At 70.1% G+C, this 17,890-nt stretch carries 17 protein-coding genes; 8 read left to right on the forward strand and 9 right to left on the reverse strand.

Features of this window, described 5'->3' with window-relative positions; genetic code table 11:
- Nucleotides 1-114: 114 nt before the first annotated feature.
- From RSP_RS07435 to RSP_RS07455, 5 genes are read left to right on the forward strand one after another with little or no spacing between them, the layout of a single operon-like run.
- Entirely contained in the window at nt 115-579 is a 465-nt protein-coding gene (locus RSP_RS07435) for a hypothetical protein (protein ID WP_011337805.1), read from the forward strand.
- Nucleotides 576-797, forward strand: a complete 222-nt coding sequence (locus RSP_RS07440) for a hypothetical protein (RefSeq protein ID WP_002720021.1) — start codon at nt 576-578, stop codon at nt 795-797. Before RSP_RS07435 ends, RSP_RS07440 begins: the two co-directional genes overlap by 4 nt.
- Nucleotides 794-1,879, forward strand: coding sequence for a WD40 repeat domain-containing protein (locus RSP_RS07445; protein WP_011337806.1), 1,086 nt, complete (start codon nt 794-796; stop codon nt 1,877-1,879). Before RSP_RS07440 ends, RSP_RS07445 begins: the two co-directional genes overlap by 4 nt.
- 29 nt (nt 1,880-1,908) lie before the next feature.
- The gene (locus tag RSP_RS07450; protein WP_002720023.1) at nt 1,909-2,100 is read left to right on the forward strand and encodes a hypothetical protein; all 192 of its coding nucleotides are present in this window, start codon (nt 1,909-1,911) and stop codon (nt 2,098-2,100) included.
- Nucleotides 2,101-2,128: 28 nt separating this feature from the next.
- Nucleotides 2,129-3,394 (forward strand): RNA polymerase factor sigma-54, encoded by a 1,266-nt coding sequence (locus RSP_RS07455; RefSeq protein WP_227590638.1) that lies wholly within the window; start codon nt 2,129-2,131, stop codon nt 3,392-3,394.
- 156 nt (nt 3,395-3,550) lie between these two features.
- On the opposite strand, the gene guaB is transcribed toward RSP_RS07455, so the two are convergent.
- Nucleotides 3,551-4,999 carry an IMP dehydrogenase gene (guaB, locus tag RSP_RS07460; protein ID WP_002720025.1) on the reverse strand — a complete coding sequence of 483 codons (1,449 nt, stop codon included), beginning with the start codon at nt 4,997-4,999 and terminating at the stop codon, nt 3,551-3,553.
- A 193-nt stretch (nt 5,000-5,192) separates the two neighbouring features.
- Nucleotides 5,193-6,167: an SLAC1 family transporter gene (locus tag RSP_RS07465; protein WP_011337808.1), complete on the reverse strand. Its 975-nt coding sequence runs from the start codon at nt 6,165-6,167 to the stop codon at nt 5,193-5,195.
- A 122-nt stretch (nt 6,168-6,289) separates the two neighbouring features.
- On the opposite strand from RSP_RS07465, the gene RSP_RS07470 reads away from it, so the two are divergent.
- Nucleotides 6,290-6,640: a hypothetical protein gene (locus RSP_RS07470; RefSeq protein WP_023003623.1), complete on the forward strand. Its 351-nt coding sequence runs from the start codon at nt 6,290-6,292 to the stop codon at nt 6,638-6,640.
- A gap of 56 nt (nt 6,641-6,696) precedes the next feature.
- Here RSP_RS07470 and RSP_RS07475 read toward each other — a convergent pair whose 3' ends face one another.
- The 4 genes from RSP_RS07475 to RSP_RS07490 all read right to left on the reverse strand — a co-directional run bounded on the left by RSP_RS07475 (nt 6,697) and on the right by RSP_RS07490 (nt 11,373).
- The gene (locus RSP_RS07475; RefSeq protein WP_011337809.1) at nt 6,697-7,806 is read right to left on the reverse strand and encodes an ABC transporter ATP-binding protein; all 1,110 of its coding nucleotides are present in this window, start codon (nt 7,804-7,806) and stop codon (nt 6,697-6,699) included.
- 24 nt (nt 7,807-7,830) lie between these two features.
- The gene (locus tag RSP_RS07480) at nt 7,831-8,952 is read right to left on the reverse strand and encodes a carbohydrate ABC transporter permease (RefSeq protein WP_011337810.1); all 1,122 of its coding nucleotides are present in this window, start codon (nt 8,950-8,952) and stop codon (nt 7,831-7,833) included.
- Entirely contained in the window at nt 8,952-9,944 is a 993-nt protein-coding gene (locus RSP_RS07485; protein WP_011337811.1) for a carbohydrate ABC transporter permease, read from the reverse strand. The genes RSP_RS07480 and RSP_RS07485 overlap by 1 nt, the downstream gene beginning before the upstream one ends.
- A gap of 76 nt (nt 9,945-10,020) precedes the next feature.
- The gene (locus RSP_RS07490; protein ID WP_011337812.1) at nt 10,021-11,373 is read right to left on the reverse strand and encodes an ABC transporter substrate-binding protein; all 1,353 of its coding nucleotides are present in this window, start codon (nt 11,371-11,373) and stop codon (nt 10,021-10,023) included.
- Nucleotides 11,374-11,711: 338 nt separating this feature from the next.
- Here RSP_RS07490 and RSP_RS07495 point away from each other — a divergent pair, with 338 nt between their 5' ends.
- Together RSP_RS07495 and RSP_RS07500 are read left to right on the forward strand one after the other, a co-directional pair.
- Entirely contained in the window at nt 11,712-13,034 is a 1,323-nt protein-coding gene (locus RSP_RS07495; RefSeq protein WP_011337813.1) for a GH1 family beta-glucosidase, read from the forward strand.
- A gap of 18 nt (nt 13,035-13,052) precedes the next feature.
- Nucleotides 13,053-14,006, forward strand: a complete 954-nt coding sequence (locus RSP_RS07500; RefSeq protein WP_011337814.1) for a glucokinase — start codon at nt 13,053-13,055, stop codon at nt 14,004-14,006.
- Nucleotides 14,007-14,192: 186 nt separating this feature from the next.
- On the opposite strand, the gene RSP_RS07505 is transcribed toward RSP_RS07500, so the two are convergent.
- From RSP_RS07505 to RSP_RS07515, 3 genes are read right to left on the reverse strand one after another with little or no spacing between them, the layout of a single operon-like run.
- Nucleotides 14,193-14,978: an FAD binding domain-containing protein gene (locus RSP_RS07505; RefSeq protein ID WP_011337815.1), complete on the reverse strand. Its 786-nt coding sequence runs from the start codon at nt 14,976-14,978 to the stop codon at nt 14,193-14,195.
- A 10-nt stretch (nt 14,979-14,988) separates the two neighbouring features.
- Nucleotides 14,989-17,361, reverse strand: a complete 2,373-nt coding sequence (locus RSP_RS07510) for a xanthine dehydrogenase family protein molybdopterin-binding subunit (protein WP_011337816.1) — start codon at nt 17,359-17,361, stop codon at nt 14,989-14,991.
- Nucleotides 17,362-17,389: 28 nt separating this feature from the next.
- Nucleotides 17,390-17,872 (reverse strand): (2Fe-2S)-binding protein, encoded by a 483-nt coding sequence (locus tag RSP_RS07515; RefSeq protein ID WP_002720035.1) that lies wholly within the window; start codon nt 17,870-17,872, stop codon nt 17,390-17,392.
- Between the last annotated feature and the right edge of the window lie 18 nt (nt 17,873-17,890).

The raw sequence follows: 17,890 nt of genomic DNA on the forward strand, positions 1-17,890 counted from the left end.
TCCGCGCCCGGGCCGAAAAAAGTCACCCCGCATATCCATAAAAGGCCATCGGAGCCGATCCGCCCGGCGCGGACCCTGCTAGGCTGAGGGCAGCGGACAGTGCGGAGACAGCGCATGCCAGCCAGTCAGGTTCCCTCCTTCCCGCCCGAAGCCGCCTCGCGGCGCATCGCCAATGAACTCGTGGCGCGCGCGCCGCAGGACCTGATTTTCACCATGCGTTTTCTGGGCGAGAGTCAGGATCTGCTTCAGTCGCATTTCCGCGCCTTCCTGACCCGGAGCCTCGCCCATGCCGGCGCCACCCCCGAGGAGCATCCGCTGCTGCCCTTCTTCGTCGACAGCCATGCGGCCGAGATGCGCGACTTCGTCTTTACCGGCGCGGCCCTCGCCCGCCCGTTTCACCTGCAGGAGATCGAGGCCCTGACGGCGGATGCCGAGACAATGCTGCGCGTCGATATCTGGGATGCGATCGCCAGCCTGATCGAGATGGCCGAGGCGCGCTTCGCCGAGGGCATCGGCACCGTGGTCGAGCGGCTTCGCGAGCAGGAGGCGGCGGTGCGCCCGCCGCGGCGCGACCCATGATGGAGCGGGCGGGTCTGGTGGCGGAGGTCGCGCGCCGCATCGCCGAGCAGCAGCGGGCGGCACGGCGGCTGGCCGGCCTGCAGATTGCGGACGGGCCGGACGAGGCCATCGCCGAAGCGCTGGCAGAGGTCCGCGAGGCCACCCTGCGTGTGGAGGAGGCCGAACAGCGCCTTGCCGCTCATGACGATGCCGCGAACGGCACAGGAGGACGGACGTGAACCAGAGCTTCAGCCCCCGACTTCTCGACCTTCTGGCCCGAAGCTGGCAGCGCCCGGCCGCCATCGCCGAGGTGATGTTCGATGCGGCCGGCACAGCCGTCCTGTTCCGGGACGCCAAGGGCGGTCTCACCCTCGGCGCCGTGGCCGACGGCGAACCCGCCTCGGCGCGGATGCGGATGGAGGGCGACGTGGGCCGCATGACCATCCGGCCCCGGCGCCGGGCGCTGCCGCCCCTGATCGAGCCCGAAGCGCTGCCCGCCGCCGCGGCGGTGGCGGTGCTGCCGCGCGGCGGCTTCGCCGTGGGCGGAGCGGATGGATCGGTCCATCAGGTCACGCCGCGCGGACAGGTGGTCCGGCTCCGCGCCGCCGGAGGAGATCCGGTGCAGGCGCTGGCCGTCGATCCCACCGACGGGCAGCTGGCGCTGGCTCTTCCGGGCCGGGTGGTGCTGCGCGAGGATGGAAGCGAAGGGACAGTCCTCGAGGCCCGGGCGCGCGCGCTGGCCTTTGCCGAGGATGGCACTCTTGCAATCTCGACCGCGGACGGGCTGTGGCTCTGCGCCGGGCAGGCTCCCCGCAGATATCCCCTGCCCTCGGCACAGGGACCGCTCGCCCTCTCCGGGCGCTGGATCGCCGGGGCCTGCGAGGGCGCGGGCATCTGGCTTCTGGAGCGGGACAGCGGACGGCTCGCCCATCTTGCCGGATTTCCGACCGCCTCCCGCTCGGTGCTTCTTGCCTCCGGCGGGACGCTCGTCGCCTCCGGCGCCTTCCGGCTGGTGGCCTGGTCGCTCGACCGTCCGCCCTTCGCGGGCGATCACGGCGGCGCCCTCGCCACGGGGACCGCCTCGGCGGTGGCGGTGACCTGCGCCGCGGCCCATCCCACGCGGGATCTGGTGGCTTTCTCCCGGGCGGGAGGCGAGCTGGTCCTGGCCCGCCTCGGCAGGCCTGAGGAGCTGGTTCTGCTTCCCGGCAGCGGCGACGAGATCACCGCCCTCGCCTTCGCCCCCGGCGGCCGCCACATGGGCCTCGGCACGGCGAGCGGGACGGCAGCCCTCGTCGAACTTCCCGACATGATCTTCAAGTGAGACCCGATCCGTAAACGAAAGGACCCGTGATGACCCCCGATGCCAGCCCGGACGCCAGCAAGGACGACTTCTTCGCCCGCCTCGCCGGGATCTCCGACGAGATGATCGCCGCCCACGGTCCGGACTTCGCCATGGGTGCGCTGGTGCTTGCCGCCCGCTTCATCGCCTCGCGCAAGGGCGGCGAGCCGGGCGCCCCGCCCTCGCCCACGGCGGCTCACTGAGCGCCACCGAGGGCACAGAATGGTGTCGATGCAGCTCCGGCTGGGCCAGCGGCTGGCCCAGCGGGCCGTTCTCGTGCAGCGGGCCGAGATCCTTGAGGCGACCGGAACGGACTGGGCGGAGCGGATCGCGGCCGAGGCCCAGCGGAACCCGTTCCTGCGGGTGAGGCAGCCGGCCACCGCCGCGCCGATCCCCGAAAGCGCAGCCCTGCCGCCCGACCTGCACGCCTGGCTCGGCTCGCAGATCCGCATGGCCATGGCCGATCCCGAGGACCGGGCGCTGGCCTTCCGCCTGCTCGAGGCGCTGGAGCCCTCGGGCTGGCTGGGCCAGCCTCTGTCGCGCCTCGCGCCCGGCGCCGAAGAGCAGGCGGCGCGGGTGCTCCACCGCCTGCAGCAGATGGAGCCCGCCGGCATCTTCGCCCGCGACCTGCGCGAGTGCCTCATGTTGCAGGCGCGCGACCGGGGACAGCTCGATCCCGCGATGGCGGCCGTGCTGGATCGCCTCGACTGTCTTGCCTCCGACGGACCGGCAGCCGTGGCGCGCGCAGCCGGGCTCGAGGAGCAGACGGTGCTCCGCTGCCTCGAGCTGATCCGGCGCATGGATCCGAAACCGGGCGCTGCCTTTGCCGCCGAAGACGCTCCCCTGCGCGAGCCCGACCTTATCGCGCGCCGCACCGCCTCGGGCTGGAGCGTCGAGCTGAACCGCTCGCTTCTGCCGGAGGTCCGGGTGGCGCCCCTGCCGGACGGCAGCCCGGCCGATGTCCGCCAGATGCATCAGGAGGCCCTGTCACTGGCAAAGGCGACCGGCTTGCGCGGCCGGACCCTCCTTGCCGTGGGGGCGCTGGTGGTGGAGCGCCAGCGCGCCTTTCTGGATGAGGGGCCGGCCGCCCTCGTCGCCCTGGGGATCGGCGAGGCGGCCGATGCGCTGGCCCTGCACCCGAGCACGATCAGCCGCACGGTCACTGGGTTGCTGATGGCGACCCCGCGCGGGCTTGTGGCGGTGCGCGATCTCTTCTGCGCGCGGCTCGCGGAGGGCACCGGAGCGCTCAGCGCACCGGCCCTTCAGGCCTTGATCCGCGAGACCATTGCCGCCGAGAGCGCTCACGCGCCGCTGGAGGATGGCGAGATCGTCGAGGCGCTGGCCCGGCGCGGCATCCATGTCGCGCGAAGAACCGTGGCCAAGCACCGCACGCTCGCGGGTCTGCCGCCTGCCGCCGTGAGACGCAGGGCGGCTCCCTCGGGCTCGGAGGCAGTGGCCTTCGGCCGGCAGCCTGTCCCGCTCGGCGGCAGGAACTGACCTCCGGCCCGCAGTCCGGATGCAGAGGGGTCTGCCGACCTACGATGGCAGAGCTCTGTCTGCGCGGCCTCCGGGAACGGGTTCCGGCCGCTCTCATCCGAGATCCTTCGGCCGGTTGCCGTCCCGGGCAACGGCTGCCCGGGACGGAAGGGCACGTCAGCCCAGCCGGTAGTTCGGGCTCTCGCGCGTGATCTGCACGTCGTGGACGTGGCTCTCCTTCAGCCCGGCGCCGGTGATGCGGACGAAGCGGCAGCCCTGCCGCATCTCGGCCACGGTGCGGTTGCCGGTGTAGCCCATGGCGGCGCGCAGGCCGCCCACCATCTGGTGGATCACCGCCGCGGCAGGCCCCTTGTAGGGCACCTGCCCCTCGATCCCCTCGGGCACCAGCTTGTCGGAAGCCGCGTCCTTCTGGAAGTAGCGGTCGGCCGAGCCGCGGGCCATGGCGCCGAGCGAGCCCATGCCGCGGTAGCTCTTGAAGCTGCGGCCCTGATAGAGGATCACCTCGCCCGGGCTCTCGTCGGTGCCCGCGATGGCCGAGCCCACCATGGCGCAGGAGGCGCCGGCGGCGATGGCCTTGGCGAAGTCGCCCGAGAACTTGATCCCGCCATCGGCGATCACCGGCACGTCGCCGGCCGCCCCCGCCGCATCCATGATCGCGGTCAGCTGCGGCACGCCCACGCCCGCCACGATCCGCGTGGTGCAGATCGAGCCGGGGCCGATCCCCACCTTGACGGCATCCGCGCCCGCGCCGATCAGGGCCCGCGTGGCCTCGGCGGTGGCGACGTTGCCTGCCACGACCTGCACCGAGTTCGAGAAAGCCTTGATCCGCTCGACCGCGAGCGACACGCCTTCCGAATGGCCGTGCGCCGTGTCGATCACCACCATGTCGACGCCCGCCTCGATCAGCGCCTGGCTGCGCTCGAAGCCCGCCTCGCCCACGGTCGAGGCCGCGGCGACCCGGAGCCGGCCCAGCTCGTCCTTGCAGGCGTTGGGGTTCAGCACGGACTTCTCGGTGTCCTTGAGCGTGAGAAGCCCCGTGAGCTTGCCCTGCCCGTCCGTCACCAGAAGCTTCTCGATCCGGCGCGCCTTCATCAGGCTGATGGCCGTGTCGCGGTCCGCAGGCTCCTGCAGGATCGCCAGATTGTCCGAGGTCATCATCACCTTGACCGGCGTGCGATCGTCATTGGCGAAGCGCATGTCGCGGTTGGTCACGATCCCCACCACGCGGCCGCTTTCGTCCACCACGGGGAAGCCCGTCACGTTGTAACGCTCCTGCAGCGCCTTCGCATCGGCGAGCGTCTGGTCGGGACGCAGCGTGATCGGCGCATAGACGATGCCGCTCTCGAAGCGCTTCACGCGGCTCACCTCGCGCGCCTGTTCCTCGATGCCGAGGTTGCGGTGGATCACGCCGATCCCGCCCGCCTGCGCCATCGCAATGGCCATACGTCCCTCGGTCACCGTGTCCATGGCCGAGGACAGGAGCGGGATGTTCATGCGGATCGCCTTCGTGACGAAGGTCGACGTGTCCGCGTCCGACGGCAGCACACTGCTGGCGGCGGGAACGAGAAGGACGTCATCGAAGGTGAGAGCCTCGCGAATCTCCATGGGGTGTTCCTTGGATGGGATCGTTTGGCGGTTCCCTGTTTCATGGGGGCGCAGGGAAGGCAAGGGGAAACCGGCTCTTCCTGCGACGGAAGCGGGCGCCGGGGCGCGATCCCGGACGCCCCCGAGGGTCGGCGTTCCGGCGCGGTCCGGGACACCTTGCAAGGCGGCGGCAGGTCCGGCCGGACCCCGGGCGTCAGGCCTGCGCCGCGTTGGTGCGCACGGCGAGACGGCCCTTCGCCCACTCCTGCAGGATCTTCGCCGCGATGGGCGGAATGACGAGCGCCGCCGCCGCCAGCAGCACCGCCCCCGCCTGGGGCCAGACGACGAGGAGAAGCCCGGCATAGGCCGCGAGCGGAAAGGTCAGCGCCCCCCAGAGCGGGCTGAAGCCGCCCGCAAGCAGCCAGCGCGCGGAGGCGAGGAAGGCCAGCAGCAGCACGCCTCCGGCCGCCGCGCAGAGCTGCGCCACCAGCGGCAGCTCCTGCTGCCCCGCGACGAGCCCCAGCAGCGCCGCAGGCGCGAGATGGATCGCGAGCAGCGGGCGGAGCGGCGGCGGCGGCACGCGCCGGAGGAACTGGACGAGGGAAGCGATCCAGATCGCCGCCGCCACCGGCGCGCAGACCGCCAGCAGCACCGTCCCCAGTCCCGGCCAGCCCACCGGCGCGGCCGTGAGCCCCCCGATGATGAAGCCCACGAAATGAAGGTGAAAGGCTGGCGTCACCACGCGCCCTTCCTTCGGCCCGGAGAGAAGCAGCGCGGCCACCGTGACAGCGAGAATCGTCTGCAGCCCGAGGCCCGCGACCAGCACCGCCCGCGCAGCCGCAGGACCGTAGGGCACGAGCACCGCCGCGAGAACGAGCAACCCCAGCACCAGCGCGGCGAGCCCCGCGCGGCCGGGCAGCACGCGCAGATCCTCGATCACCACCCCCGGCCGTTGCGCGACCTTCGCCGCATAGGCCGCCACCGCGAAGGCGCCGAGGCCCGTGGTGGCCCCCAGCACCGCCTCGGCAAGTCCCGCGGGCAGGCCCCAGATCTCTGCCGCACGGCGCAGCCCGAGCCCGAGCGCCAGAAGCCCGAGGATCGGCGGGAAGATCGCCGGCGGCGTGCGCTGAAACGGCCGCGGCCGGGGCGGCGGAAACTGGGGCGGAGGAAAGACCGGCGGACGGGACATGGAACGACCTTCGAGAAGCGGTTACTGCGCAAGCGCATCCGGCGGCAGAGGGTAGTCGCCCCCGCCGCCGGAAACAATCGCCCGCCGTTCCGGTTGCGCAGGGAAGCAACCCGGAGGATCCGATGAGCGACGACAGACCCACCCGAGGCCCCGCACCCGGCGATGCGGCGCAGCAGCCCGGCCCCGCCCGCCAACCCGAGGCCGGTCCGCCGGCCGAGCGGCACAACCCCGGCGGCCCCGTCCCGGAGCGCGGGGCAGACCCCCGCCCGCCCGCAGGCCCTGCCGGAGCCGGGACGCGCCCCGAAGCAGCCACGGCCACTCCGGCCGAAGGGACCGGACGGACGCAGCCTCGCCAGCCGCCGCGCTCGAGGCCGGTCCCCGACAAGAAGAAGGAATCGCGACGCGTCACCTGGATCGGCGTCGCAGCCCTCGTGCTTGCCCTCGTGTCGCTCTACGCCTGCTCGCAGGGCTGAACCGCGGCACGAGACGCGGGCCTTGATGGCCGGCAAGGGGAGCGCGCGTTCCTCCCTCAGGCCGGGGCGAGCTCCGTCCGGTCGCGGTAGAGCAGGGACTGGCCCTCGTGGAAGAGGTGCAGCCGGGCGGGGTCGGCGCCGAGGCGCACGGTCCGGTGGCGCAGGTCGGCCTGAATGCCGGGCAGCTTCGCCACCACCTGCCCGCCCTCGTCGCGCGGCACGAAATAGAGCAGCGTCACCTCGCCCAGGGCCTCGGTAATCTCGACCTCGCCCTCGTAGAGCGGAGGGCCGTCGGTCTTGACCAGATCTTCGGGACGCACACCGAGATCGACCAGAAGCCCCAGATCCTCCGGGCTCGTCGGAATCGCCGTGCGCGCCACGCCGCCTGAATCGAGCCGCACGACCGTCTCGGGGCCGGTCTCGACGATCTCGCCCGGCAGGAGGTTCATCGCGGGCGAGCCGATGAAGCGGGCGACGAAGGCATTGCGCGGGCGGGTGTAGAGCTCGAGCGGCGTGCCCACCTGGCTGATCCCGCCACCCTCCAGCACGACGATCCGGCTTGCCAGCGTCATCGCCTCGACCTGATCGTGCGTGACGTAGATCATCGTCCGGTCGGGCATCTTCTCCTTGAGCTGGGCGATCTCGATCCGCGTGGCCACCCGGAGCGCCGCATCGAGGTTCGAGAGCGGCTCGTCGAAGAGATAGACCTTGGGATCGCGCACGATGGCCCGGCCGATGGCGACCCTCTGGCGCTGCCCGCCGGAGAGCGCACGGGGCAGCCGGTCGAGATAGGGCGTGAGCTGCAGGATCCGGGCCGCGTTCTCGACGGCGAGGGCGATCTCGGCCTTCGACTGGCCCGCGATCTTCAGCGCGAATTCCATGTTCTGCCGCACGGTCATATGCGGATACAGAGCGTAGCTCTGGAACACCATGGCGATGCCGCGCTGCGCGGGCGGCACGTCGTTGACCACCTGCCCGTCGATCTCGAGCGTGCCGCCGCTGATCCGCTCGAGCCCCGCGATCATCCGCAGGAGCGTGGACTTGCCGCAGCCCGAAGGCCCGACGAAGACGATGAGTTCGCCCTTCTCGATGGTCAGATCGATGTCGCGCAGGACGCGCACCTCGCCATAGGCCTTCTCGACCCCGGTCAGCTTCAGATCAGCCATTGTCCCCTCCCTTCCGGCGCACGCTCATTTCACCGACCCCGCCAGCAGCCCGCGCACGAGGTAGCGCTGCATCGCGAAGAACACGACGATCGGCACCGCGATCGAGACGAAGGCCGAGGCGGCGAGGATCTCCCAGTCGCCGCCGCGCGATCCCAGCAGCTCGCGCAAGACGCCCGTCATCACCAGCTGCTCGGGCGTGTTCGACAGGAACACGGTGGCCACCAGAAGGTCGTTCCACGTCCAGAGGAACTGGAAGATCGCAAAGCTCGCCAGCGCCGGAAACGACAGCGGCAGGATGATCTTGACGAAGATCTGGAAGTCCGTGGCGCCATCGACGCGGGCGCTCTCGATGATCTCGCGCGGCAGGCCCACCATGTAGTTGCGCAACAGGTAGATCGCGAGCGGCAGGCCGAAGGCCGAATGGGCGAGCCAGATCCCGAGGTAGTCCTTGCCGATCCCCACCGCATTGTGGAGCTGCAGAAGCGGGATCAGCGCCAGCTGCAGCGGCACCACCAGAAGCCCCACCACGGCCGCGATCAGAAGCGCCCGGCCGGGAAATTCCATCCAGGCCAGCGCATAGGCCGCAAAGGCCGCCACGAGGATCGGGATGATCGTGGCCGGGATCGTCACCGTCATGGTGTTGAGGAAGGCGCGGCCGATCCCTTCGGCAAAGAGCACCCGCTCGTAATTGGCGGTCGTGAAGCGCGGCGCGGTATCGACCGCCACGAAGAGGCGCGGGCCGCGGTCCCCGAAGGGCTGTGCCGCCTCGGCGCGGTAGCTGCCGTCGGCCTCGACCGTCACGCGGCCGCCGTTCGAAAGCTCCCCCGTCTCTCCGGCGGCATGGGCGAAGGGTGCGCGCGCCGAGGTGCCGAAGCGGTTCAGCGTCCCCTCCTCGGTCAGATCGCCCTCCACGATCCAGAGATCGCCGTCCTGCCGCTGCTCGTCCGCCCCGGCGAGCCGCACCACCATGCGCTGTTCCGCCGGGAAGAGCGCGGCCCACCAGCCGGTCGCCGCGATCTGGTCGCGGTCGCGGAAGGACGAGACGAGGAGGCCCAATGTGGGCAGCGTCCAAAGGAGGACCAGCGCCACCACGGCCAGATGGACCGCCCAGACGAGGCTCGATCGGGTGCCGGCGATGTTGTCCATCAGCGGGTCTCCTTCCGGGCGTTGGCGATGTTCCAGATCATGATCGGCGTCACGAGGACCATGATGACCAGCGCCACGGCCGACGCCCGGCCCGCGTCGTTGCCGCGAAACATCCAGTCGAACATGAGGTTGGCCAGCACCTGCGTGCCCCACTGGCCGTTGGTCATGGCCAGCACGATGTCGAAGACCTTGAGTACGAGGATGGTGATCGTGGTCCAGACCACCGCGATCGTGCCCCAGATCTGCGGCACCTTGATCCTGAGGAAGATCTGCAACGGCGAGGCGCCGTCGAGCACCGCGGCCTCGACCGTCTCCTCGGGGATGCCGCGCAGGGCGGCCGAAAGGATCACCATGGCAAAGCCCGTCTGGATCCAGATCAGCACCGCCATCAGGAAGAAGTTGTTCCAGAACGGGATGGCGAGCCAGGTCTGCTCGGTGCCCCCCAGCCCCTCGATCACCGCGTTCAGGAGGCCGATCTCCTCGCGCCCCTCGCCGCGATAGTCGTAGATGAATTTCCAGATCACCGAGGCGCCGACGAAGGAAATCGCCATCGGCATGAAGATCAGCGCCTTCGCGAGGTTGCCCCAGCGGATCCGGTCGGTCAGCGCGGCCGCGACCAACCCGAAGAAGGTCGAGGCGGCGGGCACGACGAGTAGCCACAGGAAGTTGTTGCGGATCGACTCGCGGAACTTGGTGTCGTTCACCAGCCACTCGTAATTGGCGAGGCCCACGAATTTCTCGCCGCTCGCGTCGCGCAGCGAGAGCCAGATCGAGACGAAGACCGGATAGACGAGATAGATGCCGAGCAGCAGGATCGCGGGCAGAAGGAAGAGCCAGGGCCGGATCGCGCTCGCCCGGGAGATGTTGGCGCCGGCCCGGGGACCCCTGGCGGGATAGATCGCATCGAGGATCAGGTTGGCGGCAAAGAAATAGGCCACGCAGCCGAACACCCCCACCACGATGGTGCCCCCCGCCATCATCAGCTGGTCCATGCCGCCTCCTTCCTCCCCGCGGCAAGCGCCGCCTCCGGCCCCGGACTGCCCGGGCGCCCGGCAGCCGCCCGCCGCCTCACTTGAACGTATCCCAGGTCCGCTGGATGTCGGCGCCCACGCGCTCGGCGCTCTTGCCGCCCATGTAGTCGATCATGCCGGTCCAGAAGGCCCCCGCCCCCACCGCACCCGGCATCAGGTCCGAGCCGTCGAAGCGAAAGGTCGTTGCATTGAGCAGGATCTCTCCCATCTTGCGCAGCGTGGGATCCCCGTAGACATCGGTATTCACGCCGGTGAAAGGGGTGAGGAACCCGGTCTGCGCCATCCAGACCTCGTGCGCGATGGGCGTCTTCAGGAATTCGAGAAAGGCGCGCGCCGCCGGCGTGTCGCGGGTAAGGCCGAAGACCGTGCCCGCCCCCAAGACCGGCTGGCCCAGATCGCGGTCGGCATAGGCCGGCAGATAGAAGAAATCCGCATCCTCGCCGATCACCGTGCCTTCGGGAAAGAACGAGGGGATGAAGCTCGCCTGCTTGTGCATGAAGCACTGGGGCGGCGCGGAGAACAGGCCCTTCGGGCTGTCGCGGAAGTCGGTCGCGGCCACGGCATTCGGGCCTCCCGCCACGAAGTCGGGCGTGCGCGCGAACCAACCGAACTCCTCGATGGCGGCCACCACCTGCGGATCGTCGAACGGGATCCCGTTCGAGGTCCATTGATCGTAAACCTCGGGAGGGTTGATGCGCAGCATCATGTCCTCGACCCAGTCGGTCGCGGGCCATCCTGTGGCCCCCCCCGAGGCGAGGCCGATGCACCAGGGCGTCACCCCGTCCGCGACCATGCGCTCGGTCAAAGCGCGCAGCTCCTCCATCGTCCGGGGGATCTCGTAGCCGAAGTCCGCGAAATTCTCGGGCACATACCAGACGAGCGATTTCACATCGATCTTGTAGAAGAAACCGTAGAGCGCCTCGGTGCCGTCCCGTCCGGGAAAGGTCCCGAGGCTCACCCAGCTCTCGCCCGCGGCGTAATTCTCGCGCAGCCAGTCGGCTGTCGCCGGATCGAGCGGCGCGAGCTGGCCCTTCGAGGCCAGATCCCGCGCCAGACCCGGCTGGGGAAAGACCGCTATGTCGGGAGGCGAGCCCGCGCCTGCGTCGATCACGATCTGCTGCTCGAAATTGTCCGAGCCGTTGTAGGTCACCTCGGCGCCGGTCGCGGCCTCGAAATAGGCGATGACCGAGTCGAACAGAGCCTTGTCCGGCCCCAGCCAGGGCCCGAGGATCGTCAGCCGCTGCCCGGCGAGATCCTGGCTCTTCAGCGCCTCGAAACTGTCCCAGTGAAAGCGCGCATCCTCGCCCGGGGGGAACCTCAGCTCCTGCCCCGCAAGCGGGCCGGAAACCAGTGCCAGCGCGGCCGCAATCGCGGGACCCCTCGCCTTCATCGCGTCCTCCCCACCAGATACACAAGAGACCGGGCCCGCCCGAATGGGCTGTCGCGGGCTTCTGCCTGCCCCTCCCGTGGCAGGAAAGCCCAACCGCAGGCGGCAGATGCCCGGTTGCCTCGAGGGCGCAACGTCGCCCGGCGACCCGCGGTTCCCCTTGCGGCGGAACCGCCGCCGCCGGACGACCGTTCGAGAGGAGCCGGGGATCATCCGTTCCGGCAGGGATCCGGCATGCCCCGCCCCGGGGGACCACTCCCGCCCGACCGCAGCCGGCCGCCCCGATCCGCGCGGGCCCCGCCGCCCGACAGCCTTGCCCGACAGCCTTGACGGAGCCTTCCATGACCTTTTCCCGCGCCGACTTCCCCGCCGATTTCCTGTTCGGGGTGGCCACCTCGGCCTACCAGATCGAGGGCCACGGCGCGGGGGGCGCAGGACGCACCCACTGGGACGATTTCGCCGCCGCCCCCGGCAACGTGGCTCATGCCGAGGATGGCCGCCGCGCCTGCGACCATTACCACCGGTGGGAGGAGGATCTCGATTTCGTGCGCGATGCGGGCTTCGACAGCTACCGCTTCTCGGCCTCCTGGGCGCGGGTGATGCCCGAGGGCCGCGGCACGGTGAATGCCGAGGGGCTCGACTTCTACGACCGTCTCGTCGACGGCATGCTCGCCCGCGGCCTGAAGCCCGCCCTCACGCTCTACCACTGGGAACTGCCCTCGGCGCTGCAGGATCTGGGCGGCTGGCGCAACCGCGACATCGCAGGCTGGTTCGCCGATTATGCCGAGGTACTGCTCGGGCGCATTGGCGACCGGGTCTGGTCCACCGCGCCCGTGAACGAGCCCTGGTGCGTGGCCTGGCTGTCGCACTTCCTCGGCCATCATGCGCCGGGACTGCGCGACATCCGCGCCGCGGCCCGGGCGATGCATCATGTGCTCCTCGCCCATGGCGCCGCCGTCGAGAGCGCGCGCGGGCTCGGCGTGGGCAATCTCGGCGCGGTCTGCAACTTCGAACATGCGATCCCCGCCGACGGCAGCGAGGCTTCGGCCGCAGCGACCCGCCGGCACGACGCCCTGATCAACCGCTGGTTCGTCTCGGCCCTCTTCAACCGCCAGTATCCCGAGGAGGCTCTGGACGGGATCGCGCCGCACCTGCCCAGCGGATGGGAGAAGGACCTCGACCGCATCGCCCAGCCGCTCGACTGGTTCGGGATCAACTACTACACCCGCAAGCTGGTGGCGGCCGCACCCGGCCCCTGGCCGGGCCTGTCCGAGGTGGAGGGCCCCCTGCCGCGCACCCGGATGGGCTGGGAGATCCATCCAGAGGGCCTGAGCGACATCCTGCTCCGCATTCACGAGGGCTACACCCGCGGTCTGCCGCTCATCGTGACCGAGAACGGCATGGCCGCCGCCGACCGGGTGCAGGCGGGCGAGGTGCAGGATCCCGACCGCATCGCCTATCTCGAGGGCCATCTCGCCGCGGTGCAGAGGGCCATCGCGCAGGGCGTGCCGGTCCGGGGCTACCATGTCTGGTCGCTTCTCGACAATTTCGAGTGGGCCTTCGGCTACGACCAGCGCTTCGGTCTGGTTCATGTCGACTTCCAGAACTTGCAGCGCACCCCGAAAGCATCCTATCACGCCCTGGCCCGCGCGCTGGCGCGGTAAGCCAGTCCGGAGAACGCCATGGCCGACGCGCCCCTTTGCCTCGTCGCCGACATCGGTGGCACGAACACCCGCGTGGCGCTGGCGGAGGGATCCCGGCTGCGGCCCGAAACGACGCGCCGCTTCCGGAATGCCGATTATCCTGCTCTGGCGCCGGTCCTGCGCGACTTCCTCTCCGTCGCCGGCAGCCCCGAGATCGACGGCACCTGCGTGGCCGCCGCGGGCCCGGTCCGGGACGGGGTGGCCCTTCTCACGAACCTCGCCTGGACCGTCGACGGCGCCGAACTGCAGCGCGCGACCGGCGCGCCGCGCGTGGCGGTGCTGAACGATCTTCAGGCGCAGGGCCATGCGCTGGGCCATCTGGATCCGGCCAATCTGCGCGTCCTGATCCCGGGGCCTACTCCCCGCCGCGGGGGCCCGATGCTCGTCGTGGGCGTCGGCACCGGCTTCAACGCGGCGCCCGTCCACGATGTCGCGGGCCTGCGCCTGGTGGCGGCCTCCGAGTGCGGCCATGCCGGGATGCCCGTCCGCACCGCGCGCGACCTCCGGCTCGCGGAATTCGTCCAGACGGCCCACGGTTTCGCCGGCGTCGAGGATGTGCTGTCGGGCCGCGGTCTCGAGCGGCTCTATGCCTTCACCGCCGCTGAGGCCGGCCTCGAGGACCGCAAGTCGGCGGCCGAGATCATGGCGGCCATCGCCGAACCCGGCCCGGCGCGCGCCGCGGCCGAGCTCTTCGCCCGGCTCCTCGGCGCCGAGGCGGGCAATCTCGCCCTGATCCACCTGCCCTTCGGCGGCCTCTATCTCTGCGGCGGCGTGGCCCGGGCCTTCGCCGCCCATCTGGGCCCGATGGGCTTTGCCGAGAACTTCCGCGACAAGGGCCGCTTCTCGGCCTTCATGGACGATTTCCCGGTCTGCATCGTCGAGGACGATTACGCGGCCCTCACCGGCTGCGCAGCCTACCTCGCCACCCTCTGACCGCTCTCGGGCGGCACGTCCCCGTCCGCGCCATGTCCGGGCGGACGTAACGCAGACCGCCAAACCTGCCGCTCCCCCCGCCGGACAGTCCGCCCGCTTTCACTCTGCGCAAATATCCTCGGGGGTCCGGGGGCAGACAGCCCCCGGCGGCCGGCCGAAGCGCATCCTCGGCCGCATTGCTCCGTCTCAGGCCGCCGCGACCGCCCGTTTCGTCAGCACCTTCACCAGATGCGCGCGGTAAGCCGGTGTCCCGTGCAGATCGCCGAGCAGCCCTTCCGCGGGAAGGATCAGATCCTCCACCGCCTCGGGCCGGAAATCGGCCGACAGAGCGCTCTCCGCCTCGGTCCAGCGGAAGACCCCATCCTCGCCCGCTCCCGTCACCGCGACCCGCACCCCATCGGCAAATTGCGCCACGAACACGCCCACGAGCGCGAAGCGCGAGGCGGGCTGCGCGAATTTCATGTAGGCCGCCCGCTCCGGCAGGGGAAAGCGGACCGAAGTGACGATCTCGCCCTCCTCCAGCGCCGTGGTGAAGAGGCCCTGGAAGAAGTCCTCGGCCGCGATCTCGCGCCGGTCGGTGACGATGGTGGCCCCCGATGCCAGCGCCGCCGCCGGATAGCAGGCGGCAGGATCGTTGTTGGCAAGGCTGCCTCCGATCGTGCCGCGTGCCCGCACCGACGGGTCGCCGATCTCGCCCGCGAGCCAGGCCAGCGCCGGATAATGCGCCTTCGCCTCGCGCGCCACCACCCCGTGCGGCGTGGCGGCCCCCACGACGAGGCCGTCGTCGCCGCGGCAGACCCCCTTCATCTCGGCGATGTCGGCGAGGCTCACCAGCCGTTCGGGCGCCGCCAGCCGCTGCTTCATCGAGGGCAGCAGCGTCTGCCCGCCGGACAGCGCCTGTGCGCCCTCCGATCCGAGGGCCGCCACCGCTTCCGCCACCGACGAGGGTTTCACCAGGTCGAAATTGTGCATGATCCCCTCCTCAGCCCTGCATCGCCGTCCAGACGCGCGAGGGCGTCAGCGGCATGTCGATATGGGTGACGTGACCGTGGCCCGCGCGCCGCAGCGCATCCACCACCGCATTGACCACCGCGGGTGGCGTCCCGATGGCCCCCGCCTCGCCGCAGCCCTTGGCGCCCAGCGGATTGTGGGTGCAGGGCGTGACGCAGGAATGGTCCACCGTGAAGGAGGGCACATCGTCCGCGCGCGGCATGGCGTAATCCATGTAGGAGCCGGTCAGGAGCTGACCGTCCTCGTTATAGACCACCCCTTCCAGCAGCGCCTGGCCGATGCCCTGCGCCACCCCGCCATGCACCTGACCCTGCACGATCATCGGATTGATGACATTGCCGAAATCGTCCGCGCAGGTGAAGCGCACGATGTCGACGCCGCCCGTCTCCGGGTCCACCTCGACCTCGCAGCCATAGGCGCCGGCGGGATAGGTGAAGTTCGCCGGATCGTAGAAGGCGGTCTCCTCGAGACCCGGCTCCAGCGTCTCGAGCGGGTAGTTGTGCGGCACATAGGCCGAGAAGGCGATCTCGGCGAAGCTCTTCTGCCGGTCGGTGCCCGCAACCGAGAAGCTGCCGTCGGTGAACTCGATGTCGCCCTCGGCCGCTTCCAGCATGTGGGCCGCGATCTTCTTGCCCTTGTCGATGATCTTGTCGGCGGCCTTCATCATGGCCGAGCCGCAGACGGCGAGGCTGCGCGAGCCGTAGGTGCCCATCCCGAACGGGATCTTCGACGTGTCGCCGTGGACGATCTCGACCGAGTTCGCGTCCACCCCCAGCTTCTCGGCGATGAGCTGGGCAAAGACCGTCTCATGCCCCTGCCCGTGGCTGTGCGCACCCACCAGCACCGAGATGTTGCCCGTGGCATTCACCCGGATGGTTGCCGCATCGTAGAGGCCCACGCGGCAGCCGAGCACCCCCACGAGGTTCGAGGGCGCGATCCCGCACGCCTCGATCCAGGTCGAGAGGCCGAAGCCGCGCCACTTGCCGCGCTGGCGGCTCTCTTCGGCCCGCGCCTCGAAGCCCGCCGCGTCCGACAGCTCGTGCAGCTTGTCCATCGTGGCGTGATAGTTGCCGGTGTCGTAGACGAGGCCCACCGGCGTCGTATAGGGGAAGGCGCCGGGATCGATGAAGTTCCTGCGCCGGATCTCCCACTTGTCGAGCCCCAGCTCGTCGGCCGCCTTGTCGACCACCCGCTCCAGCGAATAGGTGGCCTCGGGCCGCCCCGCGCCGCGATAGGCATCGACCGGCACCGTGTTCGTCAGCACCGCCTTCACATTCACATAGACGAGCGGGGTCTTGTAGGGCCCCGCCATCAGCGTGCCATGCAGGAAGGTGGGCGTGCAGGTGGCGAAGTTCGAGAGATAGGCCCCCATGTTGGCCAGCGTCTCGGTCCTGAGCGCGAGGAAGTTCCCCTCCATGTCGGTCGCGAGCTGGATCTTCGTCACATGGTCGCGGCCGTGCGCGTCCGACAGGAAGGCCTCGGAGCGGTCGCAGACCCATTTCACCGGCCGGTTCAGCCGCTTCGAGGCCGCGAGCACCGCCGCTTCCTCGCCGTAATGGTAGATCTTCGAGCCGAACCCGCCGCCCACGTCGGGCGCGATCACCGTCAGCTTGTTCTCGGGGATCCCCATGACGAAGGCCGAGATCAAGAGCCGCGTGAGGTGCGGGTTCTGCGAGGTGGTGTAGAGCTTGTAGTCGCCCGTCCCGCTGTCGAAATCGCCGATCGAGGCGCGCGGCTCCATCGCGTTGGGCGAGAGGCGGTTGTTCACCAGTTCCAGTGTGGTGACATGCGGCGCCGTCTCGAAGGCGGCATCGACGGCGGCGCGGTTCTCCTCGATCCAGCCCCAGTCGAAGACCACATTGTCCTCGATCTCGTCATGCACCCGGTTCGAACTGTCGGCCACCGCCTGCGCCATGTCGACGATGGCGGGCAGCTCCTCGATGTCGGCCTCGATGGCCTCGCAGGCATCCTTGGCCTGCTCGTAGGTCTCGGCCACCACCATCGCATAGGCATCGCCCACATGGCGGACCTTGCCGTGCGCCAGCACCGGGCGCTTCGGCTCCTTCATCGTGGCGCCGTTCCGGCTCTGGACCAGCCAGCCGGTCGGGTTGCCGCCCACTTCGGTGAAGTCTTCGCCCGTCAGCACCGCAAGCACGCCCGGCATCTCCTCGGCGGCGCTGGTGTCGATCGAGCGGATGCGGCCATGCGCCACTTCCGAGCGCAGGAAGCAGGCGTGGGCCTGTCCGCGCAGGCTGATGTCGGCGGTGTAGCGGCCCTTTCCGGTCAGGAACCGGATATCCTCGCGGCGCAGCGTGCTCGCGCCGATGCCTCCGTCCTTCGGCATGAAACTCCTCCCTTTCTTGCTGGCCCGCTTATTCGGCGGCGAGCTTCCGGCTGTCGGCACCCGCGGCGGCCATGACCGCCTTGACGATGTTGTGGTATCCCGTGCAGCGGCAGATGTTGCCCTTGAGGTAGTGGCGCACCTCCTCCTCGGTCGGGTTCGGCTTCTCGTTCAGCAGCGCGGCCGAGATCATCACCATGCCCGGCGTGCAGAAGCCGCACTGGAGGCCGTGGTGATCCTGAAACGCCTGCTGGATCACCGAGAGCGAGCCGTCCTTGTTCGCCATCCCCTCGATCGTCGTCACGCTCTTGCCGGCCACGTCCTGCGCCAGCACGGTGCAGCTCTTCACCGGCTCGCCATCGACATGGACGGTGCAGGCGCCGCATTGCGTCGTGTCGCAGCCGACATGGGTGCCGGTCAGCCCCAGCCCGTCCCGCAGGAAGCTGGAGAGGAGCGTGCGCCCCTCGGTCTCGGCGGACATGGGTCTGCCGTTCACGGTCATCGTGACTTTCATCAATACCCTCCCTGATAC

Origin of the sequence: Cereibacter sphaeroides 2.4.1, from assembly GCF_000012905.2 — a bacterium.
In the GTDB taxonomy this organism is placed as follows: domain Bacteria; phylum Pseudomonadota; class Alphaproteobacteria; order Rhodobacterales; family Rhodobacteraceae; genus Cereibacter_A; species Cereibacter_A sphaeroides.